The 23,111-nt window shown below is 60.1% G+C and carries 18 protein-coding genes; 14 read left to right on the top strand and 4 right to left on the bottom strand.

Annotation, left to right across the window (positions count from 1 at the left end; all coding sequences use genetic code 11):
* Positions 1–31: 31 nt before the first annotated feature.
* On the bottom strand, positions 32–976 hold the full coding sequence (locus ACQ4MY_RS16835) for a GlxA family transcriptional regulator (RefSeq protein ID WP_027610647.1): 945 nt from the start codon (positions 974–976) through the stop codon (positions 32–34).
* Between the two features lie 206 nt (positions 977–1,182).
* Between ACQ4MY_RS16835 and ACQ4MY_RS16840 the strand changes: the two genes are divergently transcribed.
* From ACQ4MY_RS16840 to ACQ4MY_RS16865, 6 genes are all read left to right on the top strand, one after another.
* Positions 1,183–2,127: a choline ABC transporter substrate-binding protein gene (locus ACQ4MY_RS16840; RefSeq protein ID WP_093429894.1), complete on the top strand. Its 945-nt coding sequence runs from the start codon at positions 1,183–1,185 to the stop codon at positions 2,125–2,127.
* 75 nt (positions 2,128–2,202) lie between these two features.
* On the top strand, positions 2,203–3,090 hold the full coding sequence (locus tag ACQ4MY_RS16845; RefSeq protein ID WP_090286996.1) for a 3-keto-5-aminohexanoate cleavage protein: 888 nt from the start codon (positions 2,203–2,205) through the stop codon (positions 3,088–3,090).
* Positions 3,091–3,248: 158 nt separating this feature from the next.
* Positions 3,249–4,214 (top strand): L-carnitine dehydrogenase, encoded by a 966-nt coding sequence (locus ACQ4MY_RS16850; RefSeq protein WP_011336297.1) that lies wholly within the window; start codon positions 3,249–3,251, stop codon positions 4,212–4,214.
* A 133-nt stretch (positions 4,215–4,347) separates the two neighbouring features.
* Positions 4,348–4,824, top strand: a complete 477-nt coding sequence (locus ACQ4MY_RS16855; RefSeq protein WP_440095884.1) for a thioesterase family protein — start codon at positions 4,348–4,350, stop codon at positions 4,822–4,824.
* 24 nt (positions 4,825–4,848) lie between these two features.
* Positions 4,849–6,012, top strand: coding sequence for a gamma-butyrobetaine dioxygenase (locus ACQ4MY_RS16860; protein WP_440095885.1), 1,164 nt, complete (start codon positions 4,849–4,851; stop codon positions 6,010–6,012).
* A gap of 346 nt (positions 6,013–6,358) precedes the next feature.
* Complete coding sequence (locus ACQ4MY_RS16865; RefSeq protein ID WP_400754496.1) at positions 6,359–6,622, top strand: hypothetical protein; 264 nt, start codon at positions 6,359–6,361, stop codon at positions 6,620–6,622.
* 163 nt (positions 6,623–6,785) lie between these two features.
* Here the strand turns inward: ACQ4MY_RS16865 and ACQ4MY_RS16870 are convergent, their stop codons facing one another.
* Together ACQ4MY_RS16870 and ACQ4MY_RS16875 are read right to left on the bottom strand one after the other, a co-directional pair.
* On the bottom strand, positions 6,786–7,889 hold the full coding sequence (locus tag ACQ4MY_RS16870) for a GlxA family transcriptional regulator (protein WP_007949927.1): 1,104 nt from the start codon (positions 7,887–7,889) through the stop codon (positions 6,786–6,788).
* 540 nt (positions 7,890–8,429) lie between these two features.
* Entirely contained in the window at positions 8,430–9,806 is a 1,377-nt protein-coding gene (locus ACQ4MY_RS16875; RefSeq protein ID WP_440095887.1) for an L-serine ammonia-lyase, read from the bottom strand.
* 436 nt (positions 9,807–10,242) lie between these two features.
* Between ACQ4MY_RS16875 and ACQ4MY_RS16880 the strand changes: the two genes are divergently transcribed.
* From ACQ4MY_RS16880 to choV, 3 genes are all read left to right on the top strand, one after another.
* Positions 10,243–11,190 carry a choline ABC transporter substrate-binding protein gene (locus tag ACQ4MY_RS16880; protein WP_158833444.1) on the top strand — a complete coding sequence of 316 codons (948 nt, stop codon included), beginning with the start codon at positions 10,243–10,245 and terminating at the stop codon, positions 11,188–11,190.
* Positions 11,191–11,256: 66 nt separating this feature from the next.
* A complete protein-coding gene (choW, locus tag ACQ4MY_RS16885) occupies positions 11,257–12,102 on the top strand; it encodes a choline ABC transporter permease subunit (protein WP_008085763.1) in 846 nt (281 codons plus the stop codon).
* Entirely contained in the window at positions 12,099–13,277 is a 1,179-nt protein-coding gene (gene choV / locus ACQ4MY_RS16890; protein ID WP_008085766.1) for a choline ABC transporter ATP-binding protein, read from the top strand. Before choW ends, choV begins: the two co-directional genes overlap by 4 nt.
* Positions 13,278–13,530: 253 nt before the next feature.
* Here choV and betT read toward each other — a convergent pair whose 3' ends face one another.
* Entirely contained in the window at positions 13,531–15,528 is a 1,998-nt protein-coding gene (betT, locus tag ACQ4MY_RS16895) for a choline BCCT transporter BetT (protein WP_038363124.1), read from the bottom strand.
* Between the two features lie 429 nt (positions 15,529–15,957).
* Between betT and betI the strand changes: the two genes are divergently transcribed.
* The 5 genes from betI to ACQ4MY_RS16920 all read left to right on the top strand — a co-directional run bounded on the left by betI (position 15,958) and on the right by ACQ4MY_RS16920 (position 23,055).
* On the top strand, positions 15,958–16,551 hold the full coding sequence (betI, locus tag ACQ4MY_RS16900; protein ID WP_008085771.1) for a transcriptional regulator BetI: 594 nt from the start codon (positions 15,958–15,960) through the stop codon (positions 16,549–16,551).
* 88 nt (positions 16,552–16,639) lie between these two features.
* A complete protein-coding gene (gene betB / locus ACQ4MY_RS16905) occupies positions 16,640–18,112 on the top strand; it encodes a betaine-aldehyde dehydrogenase (RefSeq protein ID WP_440095889.1) in 1,473 nt (490 codons plus the stop codon).
* A gap of 178 nt (positions 18,113–18,290) precedes the next feature.
* Positions 18,291–19,994: a choline dehydrogenase gene (betA, locus tag ACQ4MY_RS16910; protein ID WP_008085774.1), complete on the top strand. Its 1,704-nt coding sequence runs from the start codon at positions 18,291–18,293 to the stop codon at positions 19,992–19,994.
* 281 nt (positions 19,995–20,275) lie between these two features.
* Positions 20,276–21,718 (top strand): TldD/PmbA family protein, encoded by a 1,443-nt coding sequence (locus tag ACQ4MY_RS16915; protein ID WP_158833454.1) that lies wholly within the window; start codon positions 20,276–20,278, stop codon positions 21,716–21,718.
* Positions 21,718–23,055, top strand: coding sequence for a TldD/PmbA family protein (locus tag ACQ4MY_RS16920; RefSeq protein ID WP_440095890.1), 1,338 nt, complete (start codon positions 21,718–21,720; stop codon positions 23,053–23,055). The genes ACQ4MY_RS16915 and ACQ4MY_RS16920 overlap by 1 nt, the downstream gene beginning before the upstream one ends.
* Positions 23,056–23,111: the final 56 nt, after the last annotated feature.

Consider the following 23,111-nt stretch of genomic DNA (forward strand, 5'->3'; position numbering starts at 1 on the left):
CCACAGGGTTCTAGGGTGTTGCTGAAACCACTCAGGCCTGGGCGGTACGCCGGTCTTCGCGCGGGCAGCGGGCGAAGCGGGCGCGGTAGCTGCGGGTGAAGTACGACGGGGATTCGAAGCCGCAGGCGATGCTGACTTCGAGCACGCTCATGTCGGTCTGGCGCAGCAGCTGCCGGGCCTTTTCCAGGCGTAGGCGCAGATAGAAATTGCTCGGCGTATCGTTCAGATGCAGCCGAAACAACCGTTCCAGTTGCCGCCGCGTCACCTTGATCGATTCTGCCAATTGCAGCGTGGTCAGCGGCGGCTCGCTGTGCTGCTCCATCTCGCCGATCACCTGCACCAGTTTCTTGTTGTTGATCCCGTAACGCGTGGCGACTTCCATGCGCTGGTGGTCTTTGCGCGGACGGATGCGCCCCAGCACAAACTGCTCGCTGACCTGAATCGCCAGTTGCGGGCCATGGGCCTGAGCGATCAGATCGAGCATTAGATCGATAGAAGCCGTACCGCCGGCCGAGGTGATTCGCCGGCGGTCGATCTCGAACAGCTCCTGGGTCACGCTGAGCTGTGGATAAGATTCCTTGAATGCGTCGATGGCTTCCCAGTGCAGGGTCAGGCGATGGCCATCGAGCAGGCCCGCCTCGGCAAGGACGAAGCTACCGGTGTCGATGGCACCAAGGGTCACGCCTTCGTTATCCAGACGCCGCAACCAGTGTTCAAGGGTTGGTGTGGCAAATTTCAGCGGTTCAAACCCGGCCACCACCAACAGCGTCGCGCCTTTCTTCAACGGCTCCAGCGCCGCATCGGCGTTAACCGACATGCCGTTACTCGCCAGCACCGCCCCGCCATCGGCGCTCAACACATGCCAGCGGTACAACTCGCCACGAAAGCGGTTGGCCACGCGCAGCGGTTCGATCGCAGAAATAAAGCCGATGGCGGAGAACCCCGGCATCAGCAGAAAGTAGAAATCCTGGGACATGTGCGCACTCGATTCGCGGGTAACGAGAGGGAGGGTAGCGTGGCTCGTTGATACGCCGATTGTCGTCGGCGTTCAAGCGCACAGGTCGCTACAGTGCAAATGCCAGTCGCCGCAGTGCGCTTTCATGGGCGTATAGCTGCGTAACTTTGCATCACCGGCACGACAGATGCCGGAACTCACAATAACGACCTGCCGAGGAACCCGACATGAAACGACTGATCAGCAGCTGTGTTCTTGCACTCAGCGGTACCGCTTTCTTGAGCGCCAGCGTCATGGCGGCTGAACCCGCCTCGTGCCAGAACGTACGCATGGGCGTGGTCAACTGGACCGACGTGATCGCCACCAGTGCCATGACCCAGGTCCTGCTCGACGGCCTCGGCTACAACACCAAACAAACCAGCGCGTCCCAGCAAATCATCTTCGCCGGGATTCGCGATCAGCGCCTCGACCTGTTCCTCGGTTACTGGAACCCGCTGATGACGCAGACCATCACCCCGTTCGTCGATGCCAATCAGGTCAAAGTGCTTGAAGCACCAAGCCTGAAAGACGCTCGCGCGACCCTCGCGGTACCGACTTATCTGGCCGACAAAGGCCTGAAAACCTTCGCTGACATCGCCAAGTTCGAAAAAGAGCTGGGCGGCAAGATCTACGGCATCGAGCCTGGCTCGGGCGCCAACACGCAGATCAAGGCAATGATCGCCAAGAACCAGTTTGGCCTCGGCAAGTTCCAGTTGGTCGAGTCCAGTGAGGCCGGCATGCTCGCCGCTGTCGATCGCGCCGTGCGCCGCAAAGAAGCCGTGGTGTTCTTCGGCTGGGCGCCGCACCCGATGAACGTCAACGTCAAAATGACCTATCTGACCGGCAGCGATGACGCCCTCGGCCCGAACGAAGGCATGGCCACCGTGTGGACCGTCACCGCACCGAAATACGCCGAGCAGTGCCCGAACGTTGGCCGTCTGCTGACCAACCTGACGTTCACTGCCGAGGACGAGAGCCGGATGATGCAGCCGCTGCTCGACCACAAGGACGCTTTCGAATCGGCCAAGCAATGGCTCAAGGATCACCCCGAAGACAAGCAGCGCTGGCTCGAAGGTGTGACTACTTTCGATGGCAAACCGGCCGCTGAAAACCTCCAGCTGACCAGCAAATAACTCACCCCGAATCAACGCTCCGCAGCCCCGAAAAGGGCTGCGGACAGACCCATCACGCCTGAAGGAAACCGCACCATGAACCACGACGTCATCATCACCTGCGCACTCACCGGTGCTGGCGACACGACCGCCAAGAGCCCGCACGTGCCGGTCACCCCGAAACAAATTGCAGCGGCGGCCGTTGAAGCGGCCAAGGCCGGCGCCACCGTCGTGCACTGCCATGTGCGCGATCCGCAGACTGGCAAGTTCAGCCGTGACGTGGCGCTGTACCGGGAAGTGATGGAGCGCATCCGCGAAGCCGACGTCGACATCATCGTCAACCTTACCGCCGGCATGGGCGGCGACCTCGAAATCGGCGCTGGCGAGAACCCGATGGAGTTCGGCCCGAACACCGACCTGGTCGGCCCGTTGACCCGTCTGGCTCATGTTGAAGCACTGCTGCCGGAAATCTGTACCCTTGATTGCGGCACGCTGAATTTCGGCGATGGCGACACCATCTATGTCTCCACACCAGCGCAACTACGTGCCGGCGCCAAGCGCATTACTGAGCTGGGCGTGAAAGCCGAGCTGGAGATTTTCGACACCGGTCACCTGTGGTTTGCCAAGCAGTTGATCAAGGAAGGTCTGCTCGATAACCCGCTGTTCCAGCTGTGCCTGGGCATTCCTTGGGGCGCGCCGGCGGATACCACCACGATGAAAGCCATGGTCGACAACCTGCCCGCCGATGCGGTGTGGGCCGGGTTCGGGATTGGCCGGATGCAGATGCCGATGGCGGCGCAAGCGGTGTTACTCGGCGGCAACGTGCGGGTCGGGCTGGAAGACAACCTGTGGCTGGACAAAGGCGTGCTGGCGACCAATGGCCAATTGGTTGAACGCGCCAGCGAAATCCTCAGCCGACTCGGTGCCCGCGTGCTCACCCCTGCCGAAGGCCGCAAGAAAATGGGCCTGACCCAGCGCGGCTGACCCTCTGCTCAAAAAATGGGGCTCTGACTGCCCCCCAAATTTCACCTGTAGGAGCTGCCGAAGGCTGCGATCTTTTGATTTTGTTTTTCAAGATCAAGATCAAAAGATCGCAGCCTTCGGCAGCTCCTACAGGGATTACTTTCCACGAGAAAATTCCTATGAGCTTTATCACTGAAATCAAAACCTTCGCCGCGCTGGGCAGCGGTGTCATCGGCAGTGGCTGGGTAGCCCGTGCGCTGGCCCATGGGCTGGATGTCGTGGCCTGGGACCCGGCGCCCGGCGCTGAAGCGGCGCTGCGCAAACGCGTGGCCAATGCCTGGGGTGCGCTGGAGAAAAACGGTCTGGCGCCAGGCGCATCGCAGGATCGTCTGCGCTTTGTCGCGACCATCGAAGAATGCGTGCGCGATGCCGATTTCATTCAGGAAAGCGCCCCGGAACGTCTGGAGCTGAAACTCGATCTGCACAGCAAAATCAGCGCAGCAGCCAAGCCGAATGCGTTGATTGGTTCGAGCACTTCGGGGCTGTTGCCGAGCGAGTTCTACGAGAGCTCGACGCATCCGGAACGTTGCGTGGTCGGCCACCCGTTCAACCCGGTTTATCTGCTGCCACTGGTGGAAGTGGTCGGAGGCAAAAACACCGCGCCGGAAGCCGTTCAGGCGGCGATGAAAGTCTACGAATCCCTCGGCATGCGCCCGCTGCATGTGCGCAAGGAAGTGCCGGGATTCATCGCCGATCGCTTGCTCGAAGCGCTGTGGCGTGAGGCGCTGCATTTGGTCAACGACGGTGTCGCGACCACGGGCGAGATCGACGATGCGATCCGTTTTGGCGCTGGATTGCGCTGGTCGTTCATGGGCACGTTCCTGACTTATACGCTGGCCGGTGGCGATGCCGGGATGCGCCACTTCATGTCGCAATTCGGCCCGGCGTTGCAGTTGCCGTGGACCTATCTGCCGGCGCCGGAACTGACTGACAAGTTGATCGATGATGTGGTCGATGGCACCAGTGATCAGCTCGGCCGTCACAGCATTTCGGCGCTGGAACGCTATCGTGATGATTGCTTGCTGGCGGTGCTGGAGGCGGTGAAGACCACCAAGGAGAAGCATGGGATGAGTTTCAGCGAATAGGCCGTTTAATGATCGTTCCTACGCTCTGCGTGGGAATGCAGCCCGGGACGCTCCGCGTCCCAGAAGCGTGACGCAGAGAGTCACAGGAGGCGTTCCCACGCAGAGCGTGGGAACGATCGCGCCAGGAGAAAACATGCCCACCCTCACCACCTACCAAACCAAAATCATCCCCGACTGGGTCGACTACAACGGCCACCTGCGCGATGCCTTCTACCTGCTGATTTTCAGCTACGCCACCGACGCCCTGATGGATCGCCTCGGCATGGACAGCAACAACCGCGAAGCCAGCGGCCACTCGCTGTTCACCCTCGAACTGCACCTCAACTATCTGCACGAAGTGAAGCTCGACAGCGAAGTCGAAGTACACACGCAAATCATCGGCCACGACAGCAAGCGCCTGCACCTCTATCACAGCCTGCACAAGGTTGGGGAGGATCAGGAACTGGCCGGCAACGAACAAATGCTCCTCCACGTCGATCTCGTCGGTCCGCGCTCGGCACCGTTCAGCGCCGACACCTTGAGCCGTCTGCAAGCCATCGTCACCGAGCAGAAAGACCTGCCCGCTCCCGCTTACATCGGCCGCGTTATTGCGCTGCCACCCGCCCGGTAATTCCATCGATCGCAAGGAGCCGCCATGAACACCGCTGCCGCTGTTGCCGACTTCCGTACTTATCCGTTGATCAGCGCGCTAAGCGGCGTGCAGAGCCTGGCGGATCGCGAGGCCATTGAATGGGCTGACGGTCGCATCAGCCCGTTTCACCACGTTTGGCTGCGGGACAATTGCCCGTGTGAACGTTGCGTCTACAACGTCACCCGTGAGCAGGTTTTCGAGATTGTCGACGCCGCTGAAGATCTGAAACCCGCAGCCGCACACATCGATACCGACGGCTGCCTGCGCATCGACTGGCAGGACGGCCATCTCAGCCGTTTCGATCCGGGCTGGTTGCGCGCACACGCCTACGACGACGATTCCCGTGCCGAACGATTGGCCGGCAAACCGAAACCCTATCTGTGGCGCAGCGATTTGCAGTTGCCGGTGTTCGAGTACGCGGCGCTGATGAATGACAACGCCGCCCTGCTGCAATGGATGATCGCCATCCGCGACATCGGCCTGACGCAAGTGCGTGGCGTGCCCACCGAGCCCGGTTCGCTGAAGCTCATTGCCCAACGTATTTCGTTCATCCGCGAGAGCAACTTCGGCGTGCTGTTCAATGTGCAATCGAAGGCCGATGCCGACAGCAATGCCTACACCGCTTTCAACCTGCCGTTGCACACCGACCTGCCCACTCGCGAGCTGCAACCGGGGCTGCAATTTCTGCATTGCCTGGTGAATGACGCCGAGGGCGGCGAGAGTATTTTTGTCGACGGTTTCGCGATTGCCGATGCGTTGCGCAGCGAAGATCCGGCGGCGTTTCAGGCGTTGTGTGAAATCCCCGTGGAGTTTCGCAATAAGGATCGGCATAGCGACTATCGCTGCCTGGCGCCGATCATTGCTTTGGATGCTCTGGGCAGGGTCGCCGAGATTCGCATGGCGGACTTCTTGCGCGGGGCGTTTGAGACGTCGGTGGAACAGATGCCGTTGTTGTATCGGGCGTATCGGCGGTTTATTGCGATGACCCGCGAGCCGCGGTTTCGGCTGATGCAGCGGCTCAATCCCGGCGAGCTGTGGTGCTTTGATAACCGCCGCACGTTGCATGCGCGCAATGCGTTTGACCCGGGCACGGGGGCGCGGCATTTTCAGGGCTGCTATATCGACCGGGATGAGTTGTTGTCGCGGATCCTCGTGTTGCAAAGATAGACCGTTAAAAGATCGCAGCCTTCGGCAGCTCCTACAGAGAAACGCATTCCAATGTAGGAGCTGCCGAAGGCTGCGATCTTTCGCTTTGCAGCAGGCCAAAAAAAGCCCCGATACCAGCCGTGACAGGATCGGGGCGCAAGCTACTGTTGAGGAGCTGCCTTGCGAGGGTGACCAAACCTTCGTGAAGCGAGCTTGCGCCAGTGTGCCCACTCCCCTTGTTGACGAGTTAGCCGAAAACGACCTGTTCATAGTCGTCGCGGCCACGCTGACAAAACGCCCTTGCCGTGCCCGCCCCAGCCTTACAGAATCGAATCAAGACCTCCGTTGCCACAGAAGGATTTGCGTGATGATGTACGCCGATTTGATTGACCAGGAAGATCTGTTGGGCCAGCTCAAGGCGTTGGGTATTCAAGTACCCAGTGGTACGACCGCCGAGCAGGCTTGCGAGTGCGCGGTGCGCGGTCTGGATAATGTTCGCGCGTTTGAACTGCGCAAGATGGTCAAGGACATGTACACCAGCGGCGCCAGTATCCAGCCGGCAGTGCGGCAGGCGATCGACAAACAGTTGTTGCCGGCACTCGCCAATTTCCAGCAAAGCCACAGCGCCTGACAGCAGATCAAAAGATCGCCGCCTTCGGCAGCTCCTACATTGGAACGCATGATCGTTCCCACGCTCTGCGTGGGAATGCCTCAACGGACGCTCCGCGTTCGGTTTTTTGGGACGCAGAGCGTCCCGGGCTGCGTTCCCACGCAGAGCGTGGGAACGATCCTTATCAGAGCCTTACGCTGGCAAACGTCGACTCATTGCGCGCCTGACTCAACGCCGACATCGGCCCCGACAGCGGCGACATCACGATCGCTTGCGGCAGCGGCAGCATCGCCACTTGCTGGGTGGTATTGGAACCTACGCGCTCGTCACGCGGCGGAATGCCGAAGTATTCGCGGTAGCACTTGGAGAAGTGCGGCGTCGATACAAACCCACACACCGAAGCCACTTCGATGATCGACATCGGCGTCTGCTTGAGCAATTGCCGGGCGCGGATCAGGCGCAGCTTCAAGTAGTAACGCGACGGCGAGCAGTGCAGGTATTTCTGGAACAACCGCTCCAGCTGTCGACGCGACACGGCGACGTACACCGCCAATTCATCCAGGTCGATCGGCTCTTCCAGATTGGCTTCCATCAGCGCAACGATTTCCTGCAGTTTCGGCTGATTGGTGCCGAGCATGTGCTTGAGCGGCACGCGCTGGTGATCCTGTTCGTTGCGGATGCGTTCGTAGACAAACATTTCCGAGATCGCGGCGGACAGTTCACGGCCGTGATCGCGGCTGATCAGGTGCAGCATCATGTCCAGCGGCGCGGTGCCGCCGGAGCTGGTGAAACGGTTACGGTCGAGAGTGAACAGACGCGTGCTCATGGCCACGCGCGGGAAAGCTTCCTGCATCGCCGCGAGACATTCCCAGTGCACGCTGCAATCGAAACCGTCGAGCAACCCGGCGCAGGCCAGTGCCCAACTGCCGGTGCACACGGCGCCGAGACGCTTGGACTGACGCGCCTGGCTTTGCAGCCACGAGACGTGCTCACGGGTAACGGTGCGTTGAATGCCGATGCCGCCGCAGACGATCACGGTGTCCAGTGGCGGGGCTTTGTGCATGGAGGCGTCAGGAGTGATTTGCAGACCGTCACTGGCCCACACCTGGCCGCCATCGACGGTGAGGGTGCTCCAGCGATACAGCTCGCGACCGGACAATTGGTTGGCCATGCGCAGGGGTTCTACTGCGGAGGCCAGAGAAATCAGCGTGAAATTGTCCAGCAGCAGAAAGCCGATGGATTGAGGCGCACGGTTCTGGGGTTGGGCCCCGGAGTTGAACGACGTCATCGCGGTATCTCCTCACACAAAGCGGGTGATGGCCTCAGGCGGAGGCTCTTGTTATTGCCAGCGTTCTCGCGTGGGAGACGGGCTTTGTTATGACAGAGCAATTGCCATGCCTAAAATTGGATGGCCGTTCAATAACTCCTGAAAACGACGTCGCGACGCGTCTATACGAGCCGTCCGACGAAAGGTATTTCGAAGTGCCATCAGCGACGGGGAAAGCGCGGTTCAGGTGGCTGTGAGCAAATCGGTAGCACTTGTGGGAACTGGCCTGCGCGCGGTTTGCGGGGAGTGTCACCGCAAGCACGGGTGACAGACGGTAGGAGGGCTGGGCGCGTGTAACAGCTGGGAAAGACTCTTATCTGATTGCGACGCGCTAAAAGGTGGCGTGGTTTATTGACCGTGTTCACTTAGCGCGCAGTTTTGACTGGTCTGACGCTATCGCTGGCAAGCCAGCTCCCACATGGATTTTCAGTATGATCAAGATATCTGTATCACCACAGAACCTGTGGGAGCTGGCTTGCCAGCGATAGGGGCAACTCGGTCTCAGCACTCGACGGCACTGACCGCCAACCCACCGCGCGAGGTCTCTTTATATTTGTCATGCATGTCGGCACCGGTATCACGCATGGTGCGAATCACCCGATCCAGCGAGATAAAGTGCTGACCATCCCCGCGCAGCGCCATCTGCGCCGCGTTGATCGCTTTTACCGCGGCAATCGCATTGCGCTCAATACACGGCACTTGCACCAGACCGCCGACCGGATCGCAGGTCAGCCCAAGGTTGTGTTCCAGGCCAATCTCCGCCGCGTTGCACAACTGCTCCGGCGTAGCACCGAGAATTTCCGCCAGCCCCGCCGCCGCCATTGCGCACGCCGAACCGACTTCACCCTGACAGCCCACCTCGGCGCCCGAGATCGAAGCATTCTTCTTGCACAGAATCCCCACCGCCGCCGCACTCAGGAAGTAGTCGACCACGTTGGCGTCCGTCACCGCTTCGCTGAACTTCATAAAATAGTGCAACACCGCCGGAATGATCCCCGCCGCACCATTGGTCGGCGCCGTGACCATGCGCCCGCCCGCTGCGTTCTCTTCATTCACCGCCAACGCAAACAGGTTGACCCACTCCATCGCACTCAGCGTCGAGCCAATCACATTGGGCTTGCCCAATTCCTGAAGACTGCGATGCAACTTCGCCGCACGCCGCCGCACATTCAAACCGCCGGGCAGGATGCCTTCGTGCTTGAGCCCCTGCTCGACGCAATCCTGCATCGCCCGCCACAGTTTCATTAGCCCAGCGCGGATTTCTTCCTCGCTGCGCCAGACCTTCTCGTTAGCCATCATCAATTCAGCGACGCGCAAGTTGTTCTTCTTGCACAGATCCAGCAGTTCAACCGCGCTGGAAAAGTCATACGGCAATTCAGTGCGATCCAGATCGACGACACCGCTGGACGCCTGCGCTTCATCCACGACAAAACCGCCGCCAACCGAATAGTAGGTGTCGCGATGCAATTCACCGTGATCGCCTTCAGCAACAATCGTCATGGCATTGGGATGGAACGGCAGGTTTTCATCGATCAGGCGCATGTCCCGCGCCCAGACAAACGGCACCGATAAACGACCATCCAATAAAAGCGTGTGAGTTTCACGCAGTGCCTGAATGCGCGGGCCAATCTGCGCCGGGTCGATTGCGTCCGGCCATTCGCCCATCAGGCCCATGATCACCGCGTTGTCGCTGCCGTGACCGATGCCGGTGGCTGACAGCGAACCGAACAGCTGCACTTCGATCCGCCGCACCTGTTCCAGGTGATGCTGGCCCCGCAACGACTCGACAAACAACGCCGCCGCGCGCATCGGCCCGACGGTGTGGGAACTGGAAGGGCCGATGCCGATTTTGAACAGGTCGAAAACGCTGATAGCCATTGCTGCAGAGCTCCTGAGGATGCCGGTCCGGGACGCGAAAGCGCCCGCTGGCGGAGCTGCTACGCTCAAGCTGCGATCCGCCGGAATGCCCGCATCATCAGGCTTTTGTCGGAACGCACGGCGTCTGGCACCGACGCACTCATGTCCACCAGCGCCGCGCCGTTTTCGCCCCGGTTTTCACCGTTTTTGTGCGGTTCAGAGGGCTGATCGGGGCAGAAAAAAGCTGTAAACGACGTCACCGACACTAGATACGACCATCCCTGTACTGGATACGACCCCCCCTGTAGGCGTCAGATTTTCACTGGTACATGATCGTTATGACTCGATTGCAAGGCGCCGTGGTAGAGCTGTCTCCAGAACGCCATCCAACCGCAACCTATAAGTGCGGTGGTCCACAGTCGGAACACTGCCAAAAAAAACACCAAGGAGTCCATCCATGAAAGGTTCCCCGTCGTTGTTATTGGCCGCCATGCTGAGTCTGCCGTTACTGGCGCAAGCTGCAGAACCGGCGCAGTGCAGTACCGTGAATTTCTCCGATGTCGGCTGGACTGACATCACCGCGACCACCGCCACCACCTCCGTTGTCCTCAACGCCCTCGGCTACAAGACCAAGACCACCATGATTTCCGTACCCGTGACCTACAAGTCGCTGGCCGACGGCAAGAACATGGACGTGTTCCTCGGTAACTGGATGCCGACCATGGAAAACGACATCAAGGCCTACCGCGACGCCGGCACGGTGGAAACCGTGCGCACCAACCTCAAGGGCGCCAAGTACACCCTCGCCGTGCCGCAAGCCCTGTATGACAAAGGTCTGCATGACTTCGCCGACATCGCCAAATTCAAAAAAGAACTCGACGGCAAGATCTACGGGATCGAGCCGGGCAACGACGGCAACCGCCTGATCCAGAGCATGATCGACAAGGATGCCTTCGGCCTGAAAACCGCCGGTTTCAAAGTCGTCGAATCCTCCGAAGCGGGCATGCTCTCGCAGGTTGATCGCGCGCAAAAACGCGACACCGCCGTGGTCTTCCTCGGCTGGGCGCCACACCCGATGAACAAGCGCTTCAAGATTCAATACCTGACCGGTGGCGATGATTTCTTCGGCCCTGATTTCGGTGCGGCGACCGTGGCGACCAACACCCGCAAGGGTTACGCCGAGGAATGCAGCAACGTCGGGCAGTTGCTGAAGAACCTGGAGTTCAACGTCGACATGGAAAGCGAACTGATGGGCAACATCCTCGACGACAAGATGAAGCCTGACGCGGCCGCCAAGGCCTGGCTGAAAAAGAATCCACAGGTGCTCGATACCTGGCTCGCTGGCGTGACCACCATTGACGGTAAACCTGGCCTGGAGGCCGTGAAAGCCAAGATAGCTCAGTAATCGCTTATGCCGAGGGAGCTTGCTCCCTCGGGCTGTTTATTTCCTTGCATGCGGACGTTCACTACCATGCTGATTGATCAGAAAATACCTTTAGGCCAGTACATCGCGGGCTTCGTTGAATGGTTGACGCAACACGGCGCCAACACCTTCGACGCAATCGCCGTGACACTGGAAACGATGATCCACGGCGTGACGTTTGCGCTCACCTGGTTCAACCCTTTTGTCTTGATCGGCCTCATCGCCCTGCTCGCGCACTTCATCCAGCGCAAATGGGGATTGACCGTTTTCGTCATCGCTTCCTTTCTGCTGATCCTCAATCTGGGGTACTGGCAGGAAACCATGGAAACCCTCGCCCAGGTGCTGTTCGCGACCCTGGTCTGCGTGGTCATCGGCGTGCCGTTGGGCATCGTCGCCGCGCACAAACCGATGTTCTACACATTAATGCGTCCGGTACTCGATCTGATGCAGACCGTACCGACCTTCGTATACCTCATTCCTACCCTGACCCTCTTCGGGCTGGGTGTGGTGCCGGGCCTGATCTCCACGGTGGTGTTCGCCATCGCTGCGCCGATCCGCCTGACCTACCTGGGCATCCGCGATGTCCCGCAAGAACTGATGGACGCCGGCAAAGCCTTCGGCTGCTCGCGTCGTCAATTGCTCTCACGGATCGAACTGCCACACGCCATGCCGAGCATCGCTGCCGGCATCACCCAGTGCATCATGCTGTCGCTGTCGATGGTGGTGATCGCGGCACTGGTAGGCGCCGACGGACTCGGCAAACCGGTGGTCAACGCACTGAACACTGCTGATATCGCCCTGGGCTTCGAAGCAGGCCTGGCGATCGTACTGCTGGCGATCATGCTCGACCGTATCTGCAAACAACCCGACGCCAAAGTAGGGGGTGACGCATGAGCATAATTCGCTTCGAAGACGTAGACGTAATCTTCTCCAAGGATCCACGCGAGGCGCTCAAGCTGCTCGATCAGGGCATGACCCGCAACGAGATCCTGAAGAAAACCGGGCAGATCGTCGGCGTGGAAAAAGCCACGCTGGACATCAACAAAGGCGAAATCTGTGTACTGATGGGCCTGTCCGGTTCGGGCAAGTCGAGCCTCTTGCGCTGCATCAACGGCCTCAACACCGTGAGCCGTGGCAAGCTGTTCGTCGAGCATGAGGGCAAGCAGATCGACATCGCCTCCTGCACCCCCGCCGAGCTGAAAATGATGCGCACCAAACGCATCGCCATGGTCTTCCAGAAGTTCGCCCTGATGCCATGGCTGACGGTGCGCGAGAACATCAGTTTCGGTCTGGAAATGCAGGGTCGTCCGGAGAAAGAACGGCGCAAACTGGTCGACGACAAACTCGAACTGGTCGGCCTGACGCAATGGCGCAACAAGAAGCCCGACGAACTCTCTGGCGGCATGCAGCAGCGTGTCGGTCTGGCGCGGGCGCTGGCGATGGACGCCGATATTTTGCTGATGGACGAACCGTTCTCGGCACTCGACCCGCTGATCCGTCAGGGCCTGCAGGATGAACTGCTGGAACTGCAACGCAAGCTGAGCAAGACCATTGTGTTCGTGAGTCACGACCTTGATGAAGCACTGAAGCTCGGTAGCCGCATCGCGATCATGAAGGACGGCCGGATCATCCAGTACAGCGTGCCGGAAGAGATCGTGCTGAACCCGGCGGACGACTATGTGCGGACCTTTGTCGCGCACACCAATCCGCTCAACGTGCTCTGCGGGCGCAGCCTGATGCGCACGCTGGACAAGTGCAAACGCATCAACGGTTCGGTGTGTCTGGATCCGGGCGGTGATTCGTGGCTGGACCTGGCGGAAGGCAACACCATCAAGGGCGCGCGGCAGAACGGTTCGGTGCTGGACCTGCAGAACTGGGCGCCGGGGCAAGCGGTAGAAGGGCTGGAGCGCAAGCCGACGCTGGTGGACTCGAACATCGGCATGCGTGACGCCTTGCAGATTCGTTATCAGACCGGCAACAAGCTGGTGTTGCACGATAACAATCATGTGGTGGGGATCCTGGGCGACAGCGAGCTGTATCACGCGTTGCTGGGCAAGAACCTGGGGTAACAACCCCGGACACAAAAACGCCGCGAGAGGATCGCGGCGTTTTTGTTAGTGCAGATATTCAGCTGTGAATACAGGATCTGTGGCGAGGGGATTTATCCCCGATGGGCCGCGAAGCGGCCCCAAGTCGTCAAACGCGGTAATCCAGGAAAACCGCGTTTGACGGTTGCAGGACTGCTTCGCAGCCCATCGGGGATAAATCCCCTCGCCACAATGGTTCTGCGGTGCGGCTGATTGCACTGCAGAACTTCAAGTCTTAGCTATACACCCGGCCAAGGAGCTGCCGATGGCTTTCAAACTGATCGAGCACATCCCGCGTGATCTGATCCTGCGTGAAGCCCATCAGGTCGTAATCCTGGCTGCCGTTGTGCAAATACACTTCAGCGCGGTAGTAACGCTGGCGTGCTTCATCGGACTGCGCCGATTCAGTCGGCGTCGCCAGATAACCGTCCAGGCTGACTTCGTAAACGAAAGGGTTGCCCTCTTCCATCTCGACGCGCACGCCCATGCAGCGCTTGGATTTACCCAACAGCGTCTGCACTTCCAGACCCTGCGCACGCATCTGCGCGGTGGCGTCTTCCAGCGCCGGGCTGACTTGCTTGTCCATGAAACGCTGCACCACCGATTGGCTCGGCTGCAGATCCAGTTGCGTCAGACGCTCGCTGAAACCGCGACGACCGCGCTCTGCCAATTGCGCTTGCTCCTGTTCGATCTGCACGTCCTGGCGCATCGCCTTGTGCAGGCCGAACATGAAGAACACCAACACCACCGAGAACGGCAGACCGGCCAGCACCACCATGGTTTGCATGGCTTCGAAGTTACCGGCAAACAGCAGACCGATGGTCACCAAGGTGATCACCACCGACCAGAAGATCCGCAGCCAGTGCGGCGCATCTTCGTCGACGTTGCCGCCCTTGCAGGACAGATTCGCCATCATCACCGCGCCAGAATCGGCCGGGGTCAGGAACAGCACGAAGCCAACGAAGATCGACACACCGATGACGACTTTCGACGCCGGGTAATGTTCAAGCAATTGATAGATCGCCATCGACGGCTGTTCCAGCGCCGTCTTGCCGAGTTCCACCGCACCATGGTTCATCACCAGGTCCAGCGCCGAGTTACCGAAGATCGACAGCCAGGCCAAGGTGAAGCCCAGCGGAATCAGCAGCACGCCGGCGACCAGTTCACGCACGGTACGACCACGGGAAATACGCGCGATGAACATGCCGACGAATGGCGCCCAGGAAATCCACCATGCCCAATAGAACAGGGTCCACAGGCCCATCCAGCGCTCGGACTTGGCGTTGTCGCCTTCGTACACATAAAGGTCAAAGGTTTTCAGCACGATGCCATTGAGGTAATCGCCGATGTTCTGCACGAAGCCGTTGAGCAGGTGCAAGGTCGGGCCGAACAACAGCACGAAAATCAGCAGACCGCTGAACAGCACGATGTTCAGGTTGGACAGACGACGGATGCCGTTTTCCACGCCGGACACGGCAGCGATGGTCGCAACGGTGCTCATCACGATGATCACGATCAACAGGTTAGTGTTGCTGTGTTCCATGCCGAACAGGTTTTCCAGGCCCGACGACACTTGCAGCGAACCGATCCCCAGGTTCGTCACCAGACCCAGCAGGGTCACGAACATGCCGAAACCGTCCACCGCATGACCGGCCGCGCCTTTGACCCAACGCTCGCCGACCAGCGGATACAGCGCCGAACGCAACGCCAGCGGCTGGTTATGACGGTACGCAAAGTACGCCACGGCCAGACCGACCAGCGCATAGATCGCCCAGCCGTGCAGGCCCCAGTGCAGGAAAGTCAGTTGCACCGCCTGACGTGCGGCCAGGTTGCTGGCCGAGGCGCCTTCCGGCGGATTGAAGTAGTGATCCAGTGGCTCGGACGCGCCGAAGTACAGCAGCGAAATACCGATACCCGACGAGAACAGCATCCCCGCCCAGGCGCCGTAACTGAAATCCGGGGTGTCGTCCTTGCTGCCCAGTTTGAGTTTGCCGTACGAGGAAAACGCCAGGCCCACCACAAACACCAGGTAGGCGGCGATGACCACCATGTAGTACCAGCCGAAGCTGCGCGACAACCAGGCCTGAGCGATACCCAACAGTCTGCCGGCCTCTTGCGGGGCGATAATCAGAATGGCGGTCAACAACAGAATCAGCGCGGTAGAGGTGTAAAACACCCAACCGTTGACCGTCACCTTCTCGGGCGGGGTCTTTATAAGCGAGGCAGAACTCATGGCACAAATGCTCCAGGCAGTGCGAGAGAAGAACACAAGGCAACACGGAACCCGACCAATCGGTTAGTTGGCAGCCGACCGGCGGGTGATATAAAGACACCCCGAAAAAAGCCCGAACCTGCCGAAATGGCGCTGCGAATCGCTTTCGTGGCCGAAGGTGGACGGACGTTCATCCGAAACCTGGCCCTGAGCGTCTTGCCCTTTCAACACGTCCATCGAATCGCGAACCGCGCCATGCCCCATACAGGTTTCGAGCATTTTCGGATGTCGGTTTTATCGCCACTTACACGTAGGAAAAATCTGTAGGCAGCGACGATTTGTCGCAGATCTTATTCTTTGTTGATTGAACGTTCAATCAAAACAAAATAGACTGGCCGTCAATCCGATAGGCGTCATTCGCCGCTCGGAAGGCCTAAGGAGATGTGCAAGATGCCCAAGGTCGGTATGCAACCCATCCGCCGCCAACAACTGATCGAAGCCACTTTGCAGGCGGTCGATCAGGTCGGAATGGGGGACGCCAGCATTGCGCTGATCGCCCGTTTGGCCGGTGTCTCGAATGGCATCATCAGTCATTACTTTCAGGACAAGAACGGCCTGATTGCCGCCACGATGCGGTATCTGATGACTGCCCTCAGCGAGAGCGTCACCGCGCGCCGTCAGGCGCTGGCAGATGACAGCCCACGGGCGCATCTGCAGGTGATCATCGAAGGCAACTTCGACGCCAGCCAGGTCAATGGCCCGGCAATGAAAACCTGGCTGGCCTTTTGGGCCACCAGCATGCACCAGCCGTCATTGCACAGGTTGCAGCGGATCAACGATCACCGTCTGTATTCCAACCTGTGCTGCCAGTTCCGCCGTGTGTTGCCGCTCGAAGATGCGCGCAGCGCAGCGCGTGGCCTGGCAGCGTTGATTGACGGTTTGTGGTTGCGCGGCGCTTTGTCGGGAGACGCTTTCGACACGGCGCAGGCGCAACAGATCGCTTACGAATACATGGATTTCCAATTGGCCAAGAAGGTGAGCTAGAGCACACAGAAAACGCTCGGCCCCTGAACGCCACCGCAGCCTCACCGCGGTGGTCAACGCCAACCACCAATGCACTTGCGAGGACACTATGGCCCGTTTCGAACTGCAAAAACTTTACATCGATGGCGCGTACTCTGACGCCGGCAGCGATGCCACCTTCGAAGCCATCAACCCGGCTAACGGTGAAGTCCTCGCACTGGTGCAACGTGCGACCAAGGAAGACGTCGAGCGCGCCGTGGTCAGCGCTGAAAAGGGCCAGAAAATCTGGGCCGCGATGACCGCCATGGAGCGTTCGCGCATCCTGCGTCGCGCCGTCGACATCCTGCGCGAGCGCAACGATGAACTGGCCGCGCTGGAAACCCTGGACACCGGTAAATCCTTCTCCGAAACCAAGTACGTCGACATCGTTACCGGTGCTGACGTGCTGGAATACTATGCAGGCCTGGTGCCCGCCATCGAAGGCGAGCAGATCCCGCTGCGTGACACTTCTTTCGTCTACACCCGTCGCGAGCCACTGGGCGTGGTTGCCGGCATCGGCGCGTGGAACTACCCGATCCAGATCGCGCTGTGGAAATCCGCGCCAGCCCTGGCGGCCGGTAACGCGATGATCTTCAAGCCAAGCGAAGTCACCTCGCTGACCACCCTGAAACTGGCCGAGATCTACACCGAAGCCGGCGTTCCAAACGGTGTGTTCAACGTGCTGACCGGCAGCGGCCGTGAAGTCGGCACCTGGCTGACCGAGCACCCGCGCATCGAAAAAATCTCCTTCACCGGCGGCACCGACACCGGCAAGAAGGTGATGGCCAGCGCTTCGGCATCGTCGCTGAAAGACGTGACCATGGAACTGGGCGGCAAGTCCCCGCTGATCATCTGCGACGACGCCGATCTCGATCGCGCTGCCGACACCGCGATGATGGCCAACTTCTACAGCTCCGGTCAGGTCTGCACCAACGGCACTCGCGTGTTCGTTCCGGCGCACCTGAAAGCCGCTTTCGAAGCCAAGATTGTTGAGCGCGTTGCACGCATCCGCATCGGCAACCCGGAAGACGAAAACACCAACTTCGGCCCGCTGGTCAGCTTCGCGCACATGGAAAGCGTGCTCGGCTACATCGCCAAGGGTAAAGAGCAAGGCGCCCGCGTCCTGTGCGGCGGCGAGCGTCTGACCGACGGCGAATTCGCCAAAGGCGCATTCGTCGCTCCAACCGTGTTCACCGATTGCACCGACGACATGACCATCGTTCGTGAAGAAATCTTTGGTCCGGTGATGGCGATCCTCTCCTACGAAACCGAAGAAGAAGTGATCCGCCGCGCCAACGACACCGACTTCGGCCTGGCCGCCGGCATCGTCACCAAAGACCTGAACCGCGCGCACCGCGTGATTCATCAACTGGAAGCCGGTATCTGCTGGATCAACGCCTGGGGCGAGTCCGACGCAAAAATGCCGGTCGGCGGCTACAAGCAGTCGGGTGTTGGCCGTGAAAACGGCATCAGCTCGCTGAACAACTTCACCCGCATCAAATCGGTACAGGTCGAGCTGGGCGATTACGTTTCGGTGTTCTAACCCGAGATTTGCATTGCCCGCGAAGGCCTCTTCGCTGGCAAGCCAGCTCCCACAGGTTTGGGGTCGTCCATCAAATCTGTGGCAGCCCCCAATCTTTGTGGGAGCTGGCTTGCCAGCGATTCGAGTGCGCAGCACTCGCCGAGGTCAGACCTGACCATATCTAAAGAGGGTGCATCCAATGTCCCAAGAATTCGATTACATCATCATCGGTGCCGGCTCGGCCGGTAACACCCTGGCGACCCGTCTGACTGAAGACGCCGGCGTCACCGTTCTGCTGCTCGAAGCAGGCGGCCCTGACTATCGCCTCGACTTCCGCACGCAAATGCCGGCTGCTCTGGCGTTCCCGCTGCAAGGTCGTCGCTACAACTGGGCGTACGAAACCGACGCCGAGCCACACATGGACGGTCGCCGGATGGAATGCGGTCGCGGCAAAGGCCTCGGCGGTTCTTCGCTGATCAACGGCATGTGCTACATCCGTGGCAACGCGATGGACTACGACGGCTGGGCGAAACTGCCGGGCCTTGAAAACTGGTCGTACCTCGACTGCCTGCCGTACTTCCGCAAAGCCGAAACCCGCGACATCGGCCCGAACGATTACCACGGTGGCGAAGGCCCGGTCAGCGTGACCACGCCGAAGGCTGGCAACAACCCGCTGTTCCACGCCATGGTTGAAGCTGGCGTACAAGCCGGTTACCCGCGCACCGAAGACTTGAACGGTTACCAGCAGGAAGGCTTCGGCCCGATGGACCGCACCGTGACGCCGAACGGCCGTCGTGCTTCCACCGCCCGTGGCTACCTCGACACCGCGAAAAAGCGTTCGACCCTGACCATCGTCACCCACGCCCTGACCGACAAGATTCTGTTCGAAGGCAAGCGTGCGGTTGGCGTGCGTTACCTGGTCGGTTCGGCGGAAGAGCGCGTTGAAGCCAAAGCGCGTAAAGAAGTGCTGCTGTGCTCCGGCGCCATCGCTTCGCCGCAGATTCTGCAGCGTTCCGGTGTCGGCCCGGCCGAGCTGCTGAAATCCCTCGACATCCCGGTCGTTCACGATCTGCCGGGCGTCGGTGAAAACCTGCAGGATCACCTTGAGCTGTACCTGCAATACGCTTGCACCCAACCGGTTTCGCTGTACCCGTCGCTGCTCTGGTACAACCAGCCGGCCATCGGTGCCGAATGGCTGTTCAACGGCACCGGCATCGGCGCCAGCAACCAGTTCGAAGCCGGCGGTTTCATCCGTTCGCGTCCGGAATTCGAATGGCCGAACATTCAGTACCACTTCCTGCCGGTGGCGATTAACTACAACGGCAGCAACGGTGTGAAAGAGCACGGTTTCCAGGCGCACATGGGTTCCATGCGTTCGCCGAGCCGTGGTCGCATCCAGGCCAAGTCGAAAGACCCGCGCCAGCACCCGAGCATCCTGTTCAACTACATGGCCACCGAGCAAGACTGGCAGGAATTCCGCGACGGCATCCGCCTGACCCGTGAAATCATGCAGCAACCTGCGCTGGACGCTTTCCGTGGCCGCGAAATCAGCCCGGGCATCGAAGTGCAAACCGATGAGCAGCTGGACAAGTTCATCCGCGAGCACGCCGAAACCGCGTTCCACCCATCCTGCTCGTGCAAGATGGGCACCGACGAGATGGCTGTAGTGGATGGCGAAGGTCGCGTGCACGGCATGCAGAGCCTGCGTGTGGTCGATGCCTCGATCATGCCGATCATTACCACCGGTAACCTGAACGCGCCGACGATCATGATCGCCGAGAAAATCGCCGACAAGATCCGTGGCCGCCAGCCGCTGCCACGCAGCACCGCGCCGTACTACGTAGCGGGCGATGCACCGGTCAAAGGCAAGCCGATGCGTGATATCACCCCGGCTGCTCAGTAAGACTTGATAGCGCATCAAGGCTGATCGCTGGCAAGCCAGCTCCCACAGGGTTTTGTGTCGTTCACACATATCGTGTTCAGCAAAAAACCTGTGGGAGCCTGGCTTGCCAGCGATGGGGCCCTGAGATTCAGCACAAATTCCCTCGCTGCACAGTAAAACCCCCTACACCCCCTCTTCACTTGATCCTACCCCCCCGCAGGCCTACTCTAGACCTCGCGCAACCGTTTCACCCCCTTCCTCGCCGTAGCTCTACCGCTTCCCCCTGACAAGGAGGTTCCCGAATGTTCGATTTCCACCCCCAGCTCAAGCAGCGCTTCGCTGCCTTGCGCACGGGCGCTGAGTTTTTTTCCCTGCGGTATGTACGCGAGTCCGGCCAGTACCTGTCGGTACGCAAGAACGTCGCCGAACCACCGAGCCTGAGCCGTGACGAAGGTGCGATGCTCACCGTTCGCGTCAATGGCGTTGAGGCCTACGCGGCCACCAATGACTTGTCGCAACAAGGCCTGCAAGCCGCGCTTGAACGCGCCGAACTGCAAGCCCGCCGGCTCAAGCCGCACGCCTTGCTCGACCTGCGTGATCAGCCGGTGTCCAGCGACCGCGCTGATTACTTTTCACCCAATCTCGAACAACCCTTTCCGTCCCTGAGCGAATGCTTCGAGCTGCTCGGTGCGGAATCCGCCTCGGTGCCAAAGGATGAGCGCCTGGTGAACTGGGAAGTGAGCATCGGCATCACCCACGTCGAACAGATCTACCTGAGCAGCGCCGGGGCTGAATTGCGCCAGGCCCAGCGCTTCGTCTACCCAGGCCTCGACGTCACCGCCTACGACGGCAACGACAGCCAGACCCGCAGCCTCGGCCGCGAAAACTTCGGCCAACAGGGCGGCGCGGACGTGATCAGCCGTTGCGGACTGATCGGTGCTGGCCCGCAAGTCGCCGATCAGGCGCTGCAACTGCTGCTCGCGCCGAACACGCCGCAAGGCCCGCGCGACCTGCTGTTAATGCCCGATCAGATGATGCTGCAGATCCACGAATCCATCGGCCACCCGCTGGAACTCGACCGCATCCTCGGCGACGAGCGCAATTACGCCGGCACCAGTTTCGTCAAAGCCAGCGACTTCGGCAGCCTGCAATACGGCTCGAAACTGCTCAACGTGACCTTCGATCCGGGCATTCCCGAAGAGCTCGCCAGCTATGGCCATGACGACGACGGCACCCAGGCCAGCAAACAATTTCTGATTCGCGAAGGCCTGCTGCTGCGGCCGCTGGGCGGTGCGCTGTCGCAGTTCCGTGCCGGCATGGATGGCGTCGCCAACAGCCGCGCCTGCGGCTGGAACCGCGCGCCGATCGACCGCATGGCCAACCTCAATATCGAACCGGGTGATCAGCCGTTGAACAAACTGATCGAAGGCATCGAGCACGGCATTTTGATGAGCACCAACCGTTCGTGGTCGATCGACGATGCGCGCAACAAATTCCAGTTCGGCTGCGAATGGGGCCAGTTGATCGAGAACGGTGAACTCAAAGGCGTGGTAAAAAACCCGAACTACCGGGCGATTTCCGCGCACTTCTGGAAAAGCCTGCGCGCCGTCGGCGACGCCAACACCGTCAAGGTGCTCGGCACGCCGAACTGCGGCAAGGGCGAACCGAACCAGGTGATCCGCGTCGGCCACGCTTCGCCGGCCTGTGTATTCAGCAACGTTGATGTGTTTGGGGGAGACGCCTGATGAGCATTTCGAAGAGTCAGTCCGACGCCTTCAAGGTCATGGTCAATTGGCTGCGCGACAGCGTACGCGAGCCGGAACAGTTCACCCTCAGCTATGCCGCCGAGTCTTCGGCGTTCGTGCGTTTCAACCACGCCAAGGTGCGCCAGGCCGGGCAAGTGCAGCAGGCCAACATCGTTCTGAAGCTGATCAACGACGGGCGTCATGCCGACCTGCAAGTCACCCTGTCCGGTGATCAGGAAGGCGATCTGCAACGCCTCGCCGAAGGTCTGCAACAACTGCGCGAAACCCTGCCGCTGCTGCCGCAGGATCCGTATCTGCTGCTCAACCACAACGGCTGGCAGAGCCAGAACGTGCAGGAACATCCGTTGCCGGACACGGAACAGGTGGTCGATGAAATCTGCGCGGCGGCTGAAGGTCTCGACTTGGTGGGATTCTATGCCGCCGGCCCGATCAGCCGTGGTTTCGCCAGTTCTTCGGGGGCGTTCGGCTGGCATCAGGCCAACAGTTTCAACTTCGATTTCAGCCTGTTCCACGACAATGGCGAAGCGGTGAAAGCCAGCTACGCCGGGCATGACTGGAGCAGCGAGGGGTTCGCCAAGCGCTTTGCTCAGGCGCGCGAGCAACTGGAATTTCTCGGTCGGCCGTTGCGCACCTTGGCACCGGGGCAGTACCGCGCGTATCTGGCGCCAGCGGCGCTGGAAGAAATCATGGGCATGTTGAGCTGGGGCGGTTTCTCGGCGCAGTCGATTGCCAGCAAAAGCAGCCCGTTGCAGAAGTTGTATGTCGGCGATCAGGCGTTCAGCCCACTGGTGTCGCTGGACGAAAAGGTCAGCGACTCACTGAGCCCGGCGTTTTCCGGCGAAGGTTATCCGCGCAGTGATCTGCGTTTGATCGTCGAGGGCAAGGCTGGCGATCAACTGGTCGGCTCGCGCAGTGCCGCCGAATACGGCTTGACGGCCAACGGTGCCAGCGGCGGTGAATCGCCGAGTGCGCTGAACATGGCTGCCGGTGATCTGTCTCAGGCAGAGATCCTCAAGCAGTTGGGCACCGGGTTGTACATCAGCAACCTGTGGTACCTGAACTTCTCGGATCAACCGGCGGCGCGCATGACCGGTATGACTCGTTTTGCGACCTTCTGGGTCGAGAACGGCGAAATTCAGGCGCCGGTGAGCACCATGCGTTTTGACGACAGCGCTTACAGTCTGCTGGGTTCGCAACTGGAGGCGCTGACGGCAGAGCGCGAGTTGCTTTTGTCGGCGAGTACGTACAGCCAGCGCAATACCTCGTCGGCATTGCTGCCGGGCGCGTTGGTCAGCCGTTTGACCTTGACCCTGTAAAACAAAGATCCCCGGCACACAGGGGATCAACTGTTGGAATAGAAACTGTGGCGAGG

Source organism: Pseudomonas sp. SM4, from assembly GCF_051913165.1.
In the GTDB taxonomy this organism is placed as follows: domain Bacteria; phylum Pseudomonadota; class Gammaproteobacteria; order Pseudomonadales; family Pseudomonadaceae; genus Aquipseudomonas.